The organism is Vagococcus fluvialis bH819 (assembly GCF_900163795.1).
Taxonomy (GTDB): Bacteria; Bacillota; Bacilli; order Lactobacillales; family Vagococcaceae; genus Vagococcus; species Vagococcus fluvialis_A.
In genome coordinates this window covers 73556-87660 of record NZ_FWFD01000018.1, presented here as the reverse complement: position 1 = coordinate 87660, position 14105 = coordinate 73556, and the positions used below count along the sequence as shown (strand labels likewise).

15 protein-coding genes and 1 other annotated feature are annotated in these 14105 nt (G+C 31.7%); of the genes, 2 read left to right on the top strand and 13 right to left on the bottom strand.

Going from position 1 to position 14105, the window contains the following annotated elements:
* Positions 1-50: 50 nt before the first annotated feature.
* The 3 genes from FM121_RS13320 to FM121_RS13310 all read right to left on the bottom strand — a co-directional run bounded on the left by FM121_RS13320 (position 51) and on the right by FM121_RS13310 (position 2062).
* The gene (locus FM121_RS13320; protein WP_086952675.1) at positions 51-293 is read right to left on the bottom strand and encodes a hypothetical protein; all 243 of its coding nucleotides are present in this window, start codon (positions 291-293) and stop codon (positions 51-53) included.
* 116 nt (positions 294-409) lie between these two features.
* Positions 410-715 carry a GNAT family N-acetyltransferase gene (locus FM121_RS13315; RefSeq protein WP_206967739.1) on the bottom strand — a complete coding sequence of 102 codons (306 nt, stop codon included), beginning with the start codon at positions 713-715 and terminating at the stop codon, positions 410-412.
* A gap of 81 nt (positions 716-796) precedes the next feature.
* Positions 797-2062: a TIGR00341 family protein gene (locus tag FM121_RS13310; RefSeq protein WP_086952674.1), complete on the bottom strand. Its 1266-nt coding sequence runs from the start codon at positions 2060-2062 to the stop codon at positions 797-799.
* 202 nt (positions 2063-2264) lie between these two features.
* Between FM121_RS13310 and FM121_RS13305 the strand changes: the two genes are divergently transcribed.
* Both FM121_RS13305 and FM121_RS13300 read left to right on the top strand, forming a co-directional pair.
* Positions 2265-2699 carry a carboxymuconolactone decarboxylase family protein gene (locus FM121_RS13305; RefSeq protein ID WP_086952673.1) on the top strand — a complete coding sequence of 145 codons (435 nt, stop codon included), beginning with the start codon at positions 2265-2267 and terminating at the stop codon, positions 2697-2699.
* A 317-nt stretch (positions 2700-3016) separates the two neighbouring features.
* Positions 3017-3670, top strand: a complete 654-nt coding sequence (locus FM121_RS13300) for a BCCT family transporter (protein ID WP_086952672.1) — start codon at positions 3017-3019, stop codon at positions 3668-3670.
* Positions 3671-4712: 1042 nt separating this feature from the next.
* Here FM121_RS13300 and FM121_RS13295 read toward each other — a convergent pair.
* The 10 genes from FM121_RS13295 to FM121_RS13250 are packed head-to-tail and all read right to left on the bottom strand — an operon-like array spanning position 4713 to position 13677.
* Entirely contained in the window at positions 4713-5138 is a 426-nt protein-coding gene (locus tag FM121_RS13295; RefSeq protein WP_086952671.1) for a universal stress protein, read from the bottom strand.
* Between the two features lie 30 nt (positions 5139-5168).
* Positions 5169-5801 carry a V-type ATP synthase subunit D gene (locus FM121_RS13290; protein ID WP_086952670.1) on the bottom strand — a complete coding sequence of 211 codons (633 nt, stop codon included), beginning with the start codon at positions 5799-5801 and terminating at the stop codon, positions 5169-5171.
* A gap of 9 nt (positions 5802-5810) precedes the next feature.
* Positions 5811-7184 carry a V-type ATP synthase subunit B gene (locus FM121_RS13285; protein ID WP_086952669.1) on the bottom strand — a complete coding sequence of 458 codons (1374 nt, stop codon included), beginning with the start codon at positions 7182-7184 and terminating at the stop codon, positions 5811-5813.
* Positions 7177-8961 carry a V-type ATP synthase subunit A gene (locus FM121_RS13280; protein ID WP_086952668.1) on the bottom strand — a complete coding sequence of 595 codons (1785 nt, stop codon included), beginning with the start codon at positions 8959-8961 and terminating at the stop codon, positions 7177-7179. The genes FM121_RS13285 and FM121_RS13280 overlap by 8 nt, the downstream gene beginning before the upstream one ends.
* A 31-nt stretch (positions 8962-8992) precedes the next feature.
* Positions 8993-9304, bottom strand: a complete 312-nt coding sequence (locus FM121_RS13275) for a V-type ATP synthase subunit F (protein ID WP_086952679.1) — start codon at positions 9302-9304, stop codon at positions 8993-8995.
* Positions 9294-10298: a V-type ATPase subunit gene (locus FM121_RS13270; RefSeq protein WP_086952667.1), complete on the bottom strand. Its 1005-nt coding sequence runs from the start codon at positions 10296-10298 to the stop codon at positions 9294-9296. The genes FM121_RS13275 and FM121_RS13270 overlap by 11 nt, the downstream gene beginning before the upstream one ends.
* Positions 10298-10912 carry a hypothetical protein gene (locus FM121_RS13265; protein ID WP_086952666.1) on the bottom strand — a complete coding sequence of 205 codons (615 nt, stop codon included), beginning with the start codon at positions 10910-10912 and terminating at the stop codon, positions 10298-10300. Before FM121_RS13265 ends, FM121_RS13270 begins: the two co-directional genes overlap by 1 nt.
* A gap of 16 nt (positions 10913-10928) precedes the next feature.
* Entirely contained in the window at positions 10929-11399 is a 471-nt protein-coding gene (locus tag FM121_RS13260; protein ID WP_086952665.1) for a V-type ATP synthase subunit K, read from the bottom strand.
* A gap of 21 nt (positions 11400-11420) precedes the next feature.
* Entirely contained in the window at positions 11421-13367 is a 1947-nt protein-coding gene (locus FM121_RS13255) for a V-type ATP synthase subunit I (protein ID WP_086952664.1), read from the bottom strand.
* Complete coding sequence (locus FM121_RS13250) at positions 13354-13677, bottom strand: hypothetical protein (RefSeq protein ID WP_086952663.1); 324 nt, start codon at positions 13675-13677, stop codon at positions 13354-13356. Before FM121_RS13250 ends, FM121_RS13255 begins: the two co-directional genes overlap by 14 nt.
* 121 nt (positions 13678-13798) lie before the next feature.
* Positions 13799-13844 (bottom strand) — a sequence feature (sodium ion sensor (DUF1646 type); this cis-regulatory element may regulate processes involved in with the transportation of sodium ions).
* Positions 13845-14105: the final 261 nt, after the last annotated feature.

The following is a 14105-nucleotide window of genomic DNA, read 5'->3' as shown; positions in this document are numbered from 1 at the left end:
GTGATACATATTTCAATAAAATGTACCAAAGAATTAAAGCTATGAATTATTCAGGTTTTATGTAATATTTTTATCTTAGGTTCTTCCAATTTTATTTGTTCTAATCCCACTAACGAAGTATCTACTGAAGTAACTAAAAATCCCATACGAGATAAAGGTACACTGTCTCGACCTTGCCCAGCTCCTAAGTCAATCAACGTTCCCTTAGGTAATTGTTTCATATATTTTATTAATTCAGGATATGGATTTCCAAAATAGTTTACTTCTTTATAATATTTATCATACAAACTCATTATTTTACCCTTTTATTTGAATTTTTAACTAACAATAACATCAGATTATATCTACCTAAGGATTAAATAACAGATTATTATTTTCCCACTCTTTCTATAGGATAAGTCATTCCTGTTTAGAACTCTTCAAATCCTATAGATTTATAGAACGGTATCAAAGATTTAGTACACATTAACTGAGGGAAAACTTTATTTTTTTCACATTCAATTATTAGATTTTTAATGATTTCCTTTCCAATCCCTTGATTTTGATAAGAAGGATACACTCCAACACCACATATTAAACCAGTGATAATGCCGTCAGAAATAATCCGACCAGTTCCAATTAAAGTTAGGTCATCATAAACATAGAGGCTATACCAACTTCCCATTGCCATATTTTTTAGTTCATCTACAGATAAACCTACTTGGTTCCAGTTCAATGTTTGATAAAGTTTTCCAAGTCTTCTATTTTTTTAATTAGTCTGATAATTATAAGTAGCCATTTTCAATCCTCGCTTTATCTAATTCCCATATTCCTTAAATACTATTGATAAATTGTCTATCTTATTATCGTAAGTATCTAAAACATAGCTTTCTATGTCACTTTCCAAACTCTTCGTAAGATTGGATTTAAGTTCTATGGTTAGTACGTTTTTGATTTGTTTTTCATTACTAGCTACTTCCGAATTCATATATAATTTTTCAATATCAATTGGAAAGTTTGTTTTTATTATTTTGTTTTTTTCAATAATAAAGTCCTCTAGAGCCTGGGGTTCTTCCTTGGTGGACGGTCTCACAGAAGTTTCTGAATCAATGAGCTGTCGAATTAAATGTTCTAATTCTTTTCCAGATAAACTATCTGTTTCAGTAATTTGTTTAATATTTAAATCCATATTACCTAGATAATATTCTGGTAATTTATTCTGTAAACTTTGTAATTTAGTATCATTGATACTTGTATCTGATAATGTTAAATGAATTGTCTTTTTTTCTTTTGAGATTTTCTTTTCTAAAATCAGTGAGTCTTTTAATTCACTTTCAATAAATCGATTTAAATTATTTTCATTTAATGAATCTTTGACCATTGACGAAGCCGTATAAATACTAGGTATAATGATAATAATTGTCAAGATAATAAACATTGCATTTGTTGATTTCTTTTTTTTTGAATCAATCTGCTTATCATTTTTTGCTTCAAAAATATAAACAGTTATAAATGTCGAAAGACTGATGAAAAAGATATTAATAACAAACAAATAGAACGTACCAAAAATATAAGTCATATTCTGAATTGAAATAGCATATCCCAATGTACAAAGAGGCGGCATAAGTGCTGTAGCAATAGCAACTCCAGGAACAATATTGTTAGCAGTTTTTTTCTTAAACCCTATTACACCAGCTACTCCTCCTGTAAAAGCAATCACAACATCCCAGATAGTAGGATTTGTTCTGGCTATTATTTCACTACTCGCATAAGTTAGTGGTGAAAAAGAAAAATATAGCGTTGAAACAACTAGACTGACAACTACTTGTAGCGCTAGTAAGGTTAGTGATTTTCTTAAAATGGAAGTGTCTTGAAAAGCCAAACTAATTCCTATCCCTATCACAGAAGTCATTAGAGGAGAAATAAGCATGGCTCCTATAACAATTGGTGTCGAATTCATATTCAAACCAATAGATGCAATAAAAATAGAACAAATCAGAATAATAATATCCTCGATGTTAAAATGTAATTCACTATTAATTTTCACTAGAAATGGATTATCTTTTTTATTGTATGTATTCATGATTTCATCCTTTCATTAGTATATTTTAAAGTAGTTAATCGAATAATGAAAGTTTAAATGTAACGTAAAATAATAGATATGATTTAACGACATACACAACATTTAAATTTTTTAAGAAGAATAATGATATCGTGCATTATAATAGCTATAAGTATCTTTATTAGTTATAATTTAACTAACACAATTAGGAGGGTATTTAATTATGACACAACGAATAGATTACTACAAAGTAGCACCTAAAGGTTTAAAGAATATGTTACAAACTGAGAAGTATCTTTCAGAAGTGGCATTAAATGCTAAGTTAAAAGAACTAATAAAAATACGAATATCACAAATTAATAAATGTGCTTTCTGTATCAATACACATGCTTTAGATGCTAGAAAAGCAGGAGAAACCGAAGAACGAATTTACGGACTAAACGCCTGGGAAGAATGCTCCTTTTATTCCGATGCTGAGAAAGTGGCTTTAAAATTGGCTGAACACGTTACGAATATCTCAACAAAACGAGTATCTGATACCTTATATAAGCAAATTCGTCAGTTTTACTCTGATACAGAATATATAGACCTTATTTTGCTCATTAATCAGATTAATAGTTGGAATAGAATCGCCATTTCAATGGGAAATTCTATTTAAGTTGATACCAAATAAGCTATTAAAAAAATAGTTTATTTGTTTTTTTTGATAAAAATATATAGCCAATGATCAATAAAATTTTTGCATCTAACACTAAGTTCTTACACAGTAAACTATATTAGACTATAATGAGAATTTCCGATAAAGATGATGTACTCCTTATTGTTTAATAAACTTATGATATACTTTTTAACGAAACTTTTATAAAAAGTTTATTTTTAAGAATAATACAAGGAGCGATTTTTTGGAATAGTAAGTATAAAGTATATTTTATTTCTATTTTTATTTTTATTTGTATAGCATTTACAGTATAGGGAATCTTACCAGAATCACTACTCGGTATATTTTCACTAGAAGAAATAACAAGCAAAGCTCAAAGATTTATATCAAACGAATTTGGTTGGCTATATACTCTGTTAATGCTGTCGTTTATTATTTTATGCCTATTTTTAATGTTTTCAAAGTACGGAGATATTAAATTAGGAAAAGAAAAGGACGAACCCCAATTTGGCTATATTTCATGGATTGCCATGTTGTTTAGTTCTGGAATGGGAATTGGCCTCATTTTTTTGGGGGTTTCAGAACCTATTATGCACCTACATGAACCTGCTATCGCTTCAGATAATTTCGTTCGAAATGCTAGAGCATCCATGAACTACACTTTTTTTCATTGGGGCTTACAACCTTGGTCACTGTATGCATTTTTAGGTCTAATCATTGCTTATAATACTTTTAGACACAATAGACTAGCATTAATTAGTGAAAGTGTTGTTTATCTGTTTAAAGAAGAAAAACGAAAAAAAGTTGCTGATATTACGAATATCATTGCTATTATTTTATTATATGCTGGAGGATTAGAGGCTCTACAAGCAGTATCAGTCTTATCCTCATTTCCATTTGTTTTTATCATTATTTTAATGACTATTCAATTCTTTAAGTCCTTAACTGCAGATAAACGACTGAAAATATAAGTTAAATAAATAATATTGACAAAAAGCACTCAGAATATTTAATTATTCCGAGTGCTTTTTTGATACTGATTAAGCCCATTTGAAAGTTTTAATACTAATAACTCCACAAACAATCATTACTGTAGTTAATACCATTATAGGTAGCCAAGATGATTGATTTAGATATTCTTGAGATAATATTTTCAGTAGTTTTACTCCTTGTTTCAAGGGTAAAACACTAACTGCTTTTTGAATAAATATTGGTAAATCCTTAAAGGAAGGGTTACGCCAGAAAAATAAGTATTGAGAAATAGAGTATACTTGCCCAAATACTGGCTATTTTTAAATTGGGTACTACCCCCCCTAATAATAAACCTATGCTAAACATAAACAGTGTAACTAAAAAAATAGCCTAGTAAAATAATATATCCATTAAAGAAAATTTTAAAAAAATAATTTATTGACTGATTCACTGTATTGAAAGAATACTCTTTTTATTCTGGTACTTAATTAGAAGGTATCTTTAAAATTAACAGAATACATACACCTTATCTTGCTCATTAATCAAATTAATAGTTGAAATAGAATTACAATTTCAATAAGAAATTCAATGTAATTTATTCTTTTTGAACTGATTTAAGGCTCTCAAAATAGTTCTAAGATCCTTTTCTGATTTAATAGTTATAAATTAACTAAGATTAACTATTTTTAAATTCAATAACTATCAACAGTGATAGTTAAAAAAATATTTAATCAGAGAATTCAAAAAAGTAGAATTTGCTAGTGCATCCTACTACACTCACTTTTTATAACAAGTTTAACTAAAAATTTTAATAAGATTTTGGAAAATAAAAGGGCGGTCCTCTAACGAAGAAAACATGAAAAAATTCTTAGTCTCTCAATCTAATTAATATAGTTTAAAAAATTTCAAGATACAGGAAATTCAATGTTTCAAGTTAAATGGCAAACGATTTTCCTATATACACGATTCTTTATGTAATTAAGCATTCTATTGAGTCATTTGCAAGAATTTAGTGATGTAAACGTTAATTTATATAGGAGTCTATTTTACAATAAGAACAGAACACTTCGAATTTTTAACTACATATTTTGCTGTTGATCCTATTAGTATATTTCTTACTATATTAGTTGAAGTTGCCCCCAATATTATCAAGTCACTATTAAATTTTTGAGGTATTACTTTAGATAAATATTTTTTCGGTTCACCAGTCATAACTACAGAAATGACTTTCTTTACGCCATCATTTTTGGCCTCAGCTTCCTTAACTGATACGTATCTACTATAAATTAATTCTTCTCGATCAGATAATTCTTCTCCAGGAATCCTTCTCTCCAACTCTGTATTTATCCAAGCAATAACTAGTTCAGCTTCATTATTTTTTGCAATTTCTTTCGCTTTTAAAAACGCCTTTTCTGATTCTTCCGAACCATCAATACCAACTAAAATATTTTTATAATTACTTTTCATTTTTTCTAATTCCCCATTTCTTCTGTTTACTTATGACTTATTCATATTTTTAACTTTAATCAATCTGGTGATATTAGATCGTTCATTTTCCTCTAACTTCATTTTGATAAATTTAATCGTTTCTTCTAGTTGAGGAATCGTCAAGGAATCTAATGCATTAACACGACGTCTTGTTTTCTCGATTTCATCTGACATTAACTGACACGCTTTTTCTTGTTCTGTCAGTTTAAGTAAATCTGGCAATACTTGAATTAATTTATTAATCGCTTCATCCAACTCTTCGTTTGAATTCAAATAACCGTAATTTAAAGAGTTTGTGTCAAGGGACTCGTCATATGAGAACATCATACTTGGAATATCCACACTTAAAATATTCTTTAATACAATATCTAATTCAACTTCTTCAGCCGGTATGGCAAATATCTCTTCAATAAAGGCTTCATGAATTGTTGCGTTTGCTAACATGACCGCTTGCATTGAATCTACTAATTCAGCTTCTACTTTATCCCTTAGTTCATTTGTTTCTTTTGCTAAAAGAATGAAGCGACGCATTAATTCATCTTGCTTATCTTTTAATAATTTGTATCCTTTAGTAGCAGTTGATAAACGACTATTTAATTTCGTTAATTCCATACGTGTTGGATTGACGTTTAACCTCACCATGTTATCTCACTACCTTTCAGGAAGAAATTCATCTAGCATATCGTCTTTAATTCTTTTTAGTTCTGTTCTTGGTAACATAGATAGTAATTCCCAAGATAATTCTAAAGTTTCTTCAATATTTCGATTCGTTGTAAATCCTTGGTTCACGTATTTAAATTCAAATTCTTCTGCAAACTTAGCATAGATTAAATCTTCTTCAGACAGAGCTGACTCACCTAAAACAACAGCTAATTCTTTTGCTTGTTTTCCTTGAGCATATGCTGCAAAGAGCTGATTCATCGTTGCGGCATGATCTTTTCTTGTTTTACCTTCTCCAGTTCCTTTATCTTTTAAACGAGACAATGAAGGGAGAACGTCAATTGGTGGTTGGATACCACTCTTATCTAGTTCACGGGATAAAATAATTTGTCCCTCTGTAATATAACCTGTTAAATCGGGAATTGGATGCGTTTTATCATCTTCAGGCATCGTTAATATAGGTATTTGTGTCACCGATCCATCTAACCCTGTAATACGTCCTGCTCGCTCATACAACGTAGAAAGATTAGTATAAAGATAACCTGGATAGCCACGTCTACCTGGAACTTCACGTCTTGCAGCAGATACTTCTCTTAATGCTTCACAATAATTCGTCATGTCCGTCATAATAACTAACACATGCATCCCTTTTTCATAAGCTAAATATTCCGCTGTTGTTAAAGCCATTTTAGGTGTGGCAATTCTTTCAATCGCAGGATCATTAGCTAGATTGACAAACATTACTGAACGGTCAATTGCTCCTGTTTTTTTGAAGTCATTCATGAAATAATTCGCTTCTTCAAACGTAATACCAATAGCCGCAAATACCACTGCAAATTTTTCATCACTGTTTAAAACACTTGCTTGTCTAGCGATTTGAGCAGCTAATTCTTTATGAGGAAGTCCTGAGCCAGAAAATATCGGTAATTTTTGTCCTCTAACTAATGTATTTAAATGATCAATGGATGAAATACCTGTTTGGATAAACTCATCTGGATAATCTCTAGCCATGGGATTAATCGCTTCACCGTTAACATCTAAATGAGATTCCGCTAATATCTTAGCTCCACCATCTTTTGGGTTACCTAATCCATCAAATACTCGACCTAGCATACCTTCTGATACACCTAGAGTTAAGGAGTTACCTAAGAATCGAACTTTTGAGTCTCTAATATTAATACTACTTGTTCCTTCAAATAACTGAACTAACGCCTTGTCCTCTGTAATTTCTAATACTTGACCACGGCGTAATTCACCGTTTTGCATTCTGATTTCCACCAGTTCATCGAATTTAACATCGGTTACTTTATCCACAAGCATTAACGGACCGACTGCCTCTTTAATCGTTTTGTATTCTTTACGCATGATTACCCTCTCCCCCTTTCTCTAATAGTTGTTGAATCACCTGTTTCAACTCTTCTTTAATGTCATCAATTTTTTCAATCTCAGACTCTGGTAGATATTTCATTCTAGCTACTAAATCTCTCGTTTCTTTTGTACTTGTCATTAACTCTTTGAAGTAAGCTCCTAGATTAAGAGCTCTATTACCTTCTACACCTAAAGAAAGAATCGTATCTAACATTTTAAATTGTTTCTCTCTTGAACTGAACGTATCGACTTCGTCAAAGGCATTTTGTTGTAAATAGTCTTCACGAATTGATTTAGCTACTTCTAAAGTTAACTTATCTTTATCAGACAACGTATCTAATCCCACTAGTCGAACGATTTCTTCTAGTTTAGATTCTTCTTGTAAAATACGCATCGCTTCTTTTACAAGGCTTGACCAATCTTTGTTTAAAAGATCATCCATCTTACTCCCCATTTCTTCTAGATAAAGAGAATAAGAAGACAACCAGTTAATAGAAGGAAAGTGACGTTTTTGAGCCAATGTCGAGTCTAAGCCCCAGAATACTTTAACAATTCGCAATGTATTTTGAGTAACGGGTTCTGATGTATCTCCTCCTGGAGGTGATACGGCACCAATAGCTGTAATACTTCCTTCACGTTTATTAGTTCCTAAAGTAACCACTTTACCTGCACGTTCGTAATATTCCGCTAAACGACTTCCTAGATATGCTGGATAACCTTCGTCTCCTGGCATCTCTTCTAAACGACCACTCATTTCTCTTAGAGCCTCTGCCCAACGAGAAGTTGAATCTGCCATAATCGCAACAGAGTATCCCATATCTCTAAAGTATTCTGCAATTGTAATACCTGTATAAATAGATGCTTCACGAGCAGCCACTGGCATATTAGAGGTATTGGCAATTAAGATTGTTCTAGCCATTAAAGACTCACCTGTGTTTGGATCGATTAACTCTGGGAATTCATTAATAACGTCAGTCATCTCGTTACCACGTTCACCACATCCAACATAAACAACAATATCCACATCACTCCATTTAGCAATCTGATGTTGAACCACTGTTTTACCTGCCCCAAAAGGACCTGGAACAGCTGCAGCTCCACCTTTTGCTACTGGGAAGAACGTATCAATCACTCGTTGTCCAGTAATTAAAGGATCTGTTGGGTAAACTTTTTCTGAAATCGGACGCGCTTTTCTTACTGGCCATTTTTGTAGCATCGTTAATTCTTTTAGACCACTGTCTGTTTCAATCACGCAAACTATTTCATCAATAGTAAATTCACCAGATTTAATCTCTTTTACCACACCTGTTACTTGGTGGGGGACCATGATTTTATGACTCACTGATGCTGTTTCTTCAACACTACCAATGAAATCTCCAGTTGTTAGTGTATCTCCTACTTCAACTAAAGGATTAAATGTCCAAACTTTTTCTCGATTTAGAGCCGGAATATGAACTCCTCTTTTTAAGTAATTACTTTGAGTTGTCTCTTGGAATGTTTTTAAAGGACGTTGTATCCCATCAAACATTTGTGACATAACTCCTGGCCCAAGTTCTACCACAAGGGGTTCTTTAGTTGTCACAACTGGTTCACCAGGTCCAATGCCTGATGTTTCTTCATATACTTGGATAGATGCTACGTCTTCACGCATCTCGATGATTTCACCTACTAATTGGTTATCACCTACATGACATATATCTTGAATGTTTGCATCTGACATGCCACTGGCAAGAACTAAAGGACCAGATACTTTAACAATTTTTCCACTATTCAATATGCTCTTCCTTTCTAATTCTTGTTACGTCTTATAAAATATCTTGCCCTACTGCTTTTTCTACGTATTCTTTGATTTTTCCTTTTCCATAACCGTTACTTCCTAAATGGGTTGGAATACTAATCAATGCCGGTTTAACTTTGCTTTCATAATGACTTACCACTTCAGGCATCTCTAACAATAAGGTGTCACTTACATAAATAACGCCATAATTTTCTTTAGCCATTTCATCTATTGCTTTTCTAGCTGCCACTTTTGTTTCAGCATAAATAACATCAAACCCAACTAACTTAAAAGCAATGACAGATTCTTTATGACCAACAACACCAATTTTATAACTCATTGTTTTCACGAATCCTTTCTCTTATTGCTTTTTCTGAGAAATTATTCTTTTTCCCAGCTAGAATTAATTGAATATTTTTAATCTCGATGTCTTTAGCATTTAGTAAAGACAGTAAAGGTAATGGGCCAAAAGCTTGTGTATTAGCCAAATTGTATATCTTTGTTAAGAAATTATCCCTCTCTTTAGCTAGTAAAAGAAGGTTAATCTCATCTGTTTCTTTATTAACTAGAGAAGATGTTACCTCATGATAATCACTACCACTTAAAAATGAAGTGAAATCAGAAGCTGTTTGATTCGCAAAACTGGCTAATTGCTTTTTATCAAATGAACCAAAGCTTGATAAAGTCGTCAGTAAAAAAGTTGGCGTTCTTTTTTGTTTAATACCACGGAAAACCATAGATATATTCGTCAAATCAATAAAAGCAATCACTTCTTTTGATAATTCTGGATAGTCTAATTTGTTAGCGGCTTGACGTTGATGTCTTAAGTAATAACGATCATAAATCACATCAATGCCTCGAACATCTTGATATTCTTCTAGATAAGCCTTTACATCTAAAATACTATCCATCAAAAGACCTTTAATAGATGTGGACGTCCCATTTTTTACAGCACTTTTTATTGTCGCTAATGAATATTGACCATCATCAATAAAATACTGATCTAACTGCTGATGACTATAATAAGCTTTTGTAATGAGTTTTAAATTGTGATACGTATAGCGCATAGTATAGATATCAATAACTTCTTTTTCCGGAGCTACTTCATACATTTTTTTAAATAATCGGTGTTGCTCTTTTCTTAAGTAATAATCAAAATTCATTAAAAAGTCTGACTCATCAATATATGAATCGTATTTCGTGTTTCGTAGTAGCTCTTTGGCTTCATCGAAACTATCACTGAGCAACATTTTATTCAGGTGTTCTGATTTTAGTAGATAACTCTCTTCCATTCGAACCATTGTATTGATTTGGTTATAAAGCATATCTTTCATTAGATCACCTCATTTTTAAATAATTCAGAAACAATATCATATTCCTTTTCTTCACTTATTTGATCTAAAATACTTGAGTAAAGATAGTTATATTCAATCCCGTCTTGAGATAAGATAAAACCACCATCATTTGAAATTACCTCTGAAGAAAGTACATAAGTCACAGGCATTTCATTTTGGTTAGATAGCTGATCTAACCACTCTTGAGTAATAGTCTCTTGACTAAGTTCTCCAATTAAAACATCTATTTGTCCACTTAAATCATTCGAGATAAAAATAGAACTCATAAAAGATTGAGACTCTTCTTTTGACAATGTTTTTAATTTTACAGCCATTTTATCTATTACTTTTTTTAAATAAGCTTGTTTTTCTAACATGATACTTTGATTTTTTTCTAATTCAATTCGTTGTATTTTTTTTTCATACGTCTCTTTTATCACAGCTCGTTGTTTTTGATATCGAGCTTCTTTATCTGTCTCAATTTTTGTCATTTTTTGTTTGAAATCTTCATTTAACACATAACTCTCTTTATCAAAATAAGCATCATTTTCAATTTTTCCTTGATTTAAGATGTACTGAATCATTTCTTCCTTTGATTGTTCTTGATTTTTCATTACTTTTCCTACTTTCTTAGTTTTGTAAAATCAACATTAAAGAAATAACAAATCCAAGAATCGCGTAAGTTTCAACCATTGCTGAAAAGATAATTCCTTTTGTTGCATGTTCTGGTTTTTTAGCAAGAATTTGAATACCAGCAGCTGCTACACGACCTTGTGCAATCCCTGAAGAAAGACCTGTAAAAGCAATTGGAAGTGATGCACCTAACATAGCTAAACCATCAACCATTCCCATGTCTGGTGACATTTTACCTAAGATGAAGAAAGCAATAACGAAACCGTATAGCCCTTGTGTCCCTGGTAGTAATTGAAGAATCAAGGCTTGACCAAATTTTTCCGGTTGCTCCGTTGTTAACACCGCTGCAGCCTCACCAGTCATTCCCACACCTTTTGCTGAACCAATTCCTGAAAAAATAGTTGCAATTGCCATTCCTAAAATAGCAAAAACAATCCCACCATTATTCTCTATTAAATACGTAAACATAAATATTTCCTCCTAAATTTTCTATTTATCTACTTTAAAATCAATGTGTTTCTCTTTTGGTTTGAAAGGTGAAAATTTCCTTCCGCCACCTTGAAAGAACTTACCAAAATATTCGACATACTGTAATCTTGCTCCGTGAACATACGCACTTAACAGACTTAAAAAGATATTTAAGGCGTGAAGTACGATAATCAACGCCACACCTACAGTAAATCTAGCCACTGGTGGCATAAAACCAACTAGCATATTAAAGGCTCCTGCAATACTTCCACCTGAAATTCCTAGTGCCATTAAACGAGTGTAACTAACTAAGTCGCCAATGTAACCTGTTATACCGTAAAAAGAATACATACCCTGTACTAATCCTTTTCCTTTTGACTTGCTTGTTATCATAGGAATTAAAATAATTAAAACACCTGAAATAACAAATAAAATCAAACCAGCATTTTTCAATCCTTCATTCTGTAACACGATGTTACCTAAAACAAGTAGCACAGCTCCAATTAAAATACCTTGCCACGCAAATGATTCACTCACACTTTTCAAGTAATCTTTTTTCTTCACTAATTGGATACCATTAATTAATAAACCTACTAAAAGTTGAATCATCCCGAAGCAAACAGAAAGAATCAAGATACTATTCATATCTTCTGTTGCTGACAAGACATGAAACGGAAGTGATAGCCCAAAGAATGACCCATAAATTAAGCCCCACATCATAACAGGAACAGATAATATTTTAAATAAGTTAATAAAATTTCTAGCACTTCGTCTTAAAGTCTTTTTCTTACTTAACACAAAAGTTCCAACAAGCATCAACAAACCATAACCTAAATCCGCTACCATCATTCCAAAGAACACCATATAAAATGGAGTCAGCAGTGGGGTTGGATCAAGCTCACCATATTTAGGTAAACTGTACATCTCTGTCAGTGATTCAAATGGTTTCACTAATTTATTATTTTTTAACGCCGTTGGGACATCTTCTGTTTGTTTCGTTTCATCAAATGTGACTAAAACGGGAATATTACTTGCTAGCTTAACCTTTATATTTTCTTCAAAACTTTCTGCTCGGTCACTTTCAATCCAACCACGAATGATAGTTAAATCTTTGTAATCGGCAAGTTTTTCCTTCACATGATTTCGGTCAATTTCCGCCAATACTGATTCTTCTGCCATTTTTAAGGGATTAATCAATTCGTGTTGGGTACTAACTTGTTTGATAATAGCTTCTTTTTCTTTATTTAGTGTAACTAATCTATTTTCTAATGACTCAAATATTTTCTTGGGCGCTTGATCATGAGAATAATCCAATACGTTCAAGCCATAAGTCGAAACTAATTCTTTCAGTTGCTCCTCGTCTTTTTCTAAAAAAACAATGAAAGCATATTGTCTAGATTGACTTTCGTAGACTACTTCAAATAATGTAGAAAATTCTTCAACTTTTTCTAGCAACTTTTCTTTAACCGTTAAAGAAAAATCGACTAAGACAGAGCGAAGGTATTTTGAATCCTTTGTTTCATTTGGATTAACAGTTAAATACTGCCACTGTCTCAAATTTTCTATCTCTACTCTGACTTCAGCCATCTCATCTGTGATGACTTTTTCCTTTTCCTGCCAGTCATTGACTTGATTCAATAATCCTTGAATAGATTCAAAATCAATCTCTTCTTCAAATTCTGAAAACGTCTGAACTTCATTTAACAACTCAGGTGCTTTAGAAATATGAACAGATAAATAGCTAAGAACCTTTTGAATACGATTTTGTAACTGATTCAATTCATCTTCTTTTTGTCTATTTTGCTCAAGGTTAACCACATCAAACTGTCTAGTTTGGTATTGATTATTCAATTCATTCACACTATCAACAATTTCAATGTTTTGAAGATCTTGCATGATGCGTAAAATTTTCTCTTCTTCACATTTAGGTGAAATAATCGTTACTTTTTCCATTTTAGAAATGGCCATAAATTGTTTCAACCTCCTTCAACAACGCATCGACAACAGAATCTTCATTGGTTTCAAAAGATCTAGCTAATTGGGAAGACTTTTCTTGTTTCCAATTTTGACTTTCTTTCATACAGTCATCTAGTAGCTTTTGCTGATTGTCTTCATAAGTTTTTAACTCATCATAAAGCTCTTGTTCCAATTCTTTTTCTCTATTCTTTAATGCTTTAATATTGTTATTCTTTATTTGCTTTAATTGATTTTCCAAATCTATTCGTTCTTGTTTAATCAATTGTTCAGTTGACATAATTTCAACAATAATATCTTTCAACATAACTCCCCCTTCTTTTGAATAACAACTTTTATCCATTGGTGATTAATTAAAAAAGGAAAGCAAAAAAGGCGTATTCTTTAAAAGAACACGCCTTTTCGTTTGGACGTACTCAAGCTTGTTTTTCTCGCCCTAGAAAAACACACCTTGAAAGCTTACGCCCAACCGGTTATATTCACTTTTTAACAATCTCACTAATAACTATAACATTTTTATTAAATATTTTAAACTAAAAACAGTTAAACTAAAAAAAGATAGCGCTCACATTTTATGAACACCTCCCATTAAAGCTGTTTTATCAACGTTTCAAATAATAAAATATTTTTTTCGAAAAATCTATTTCAAAATTGATAAGAATAAATTTTATTTTTTTAAATGATACATTCTTCACTTGTTATTATGATAAGCGTTAAATAAACTCATCTATT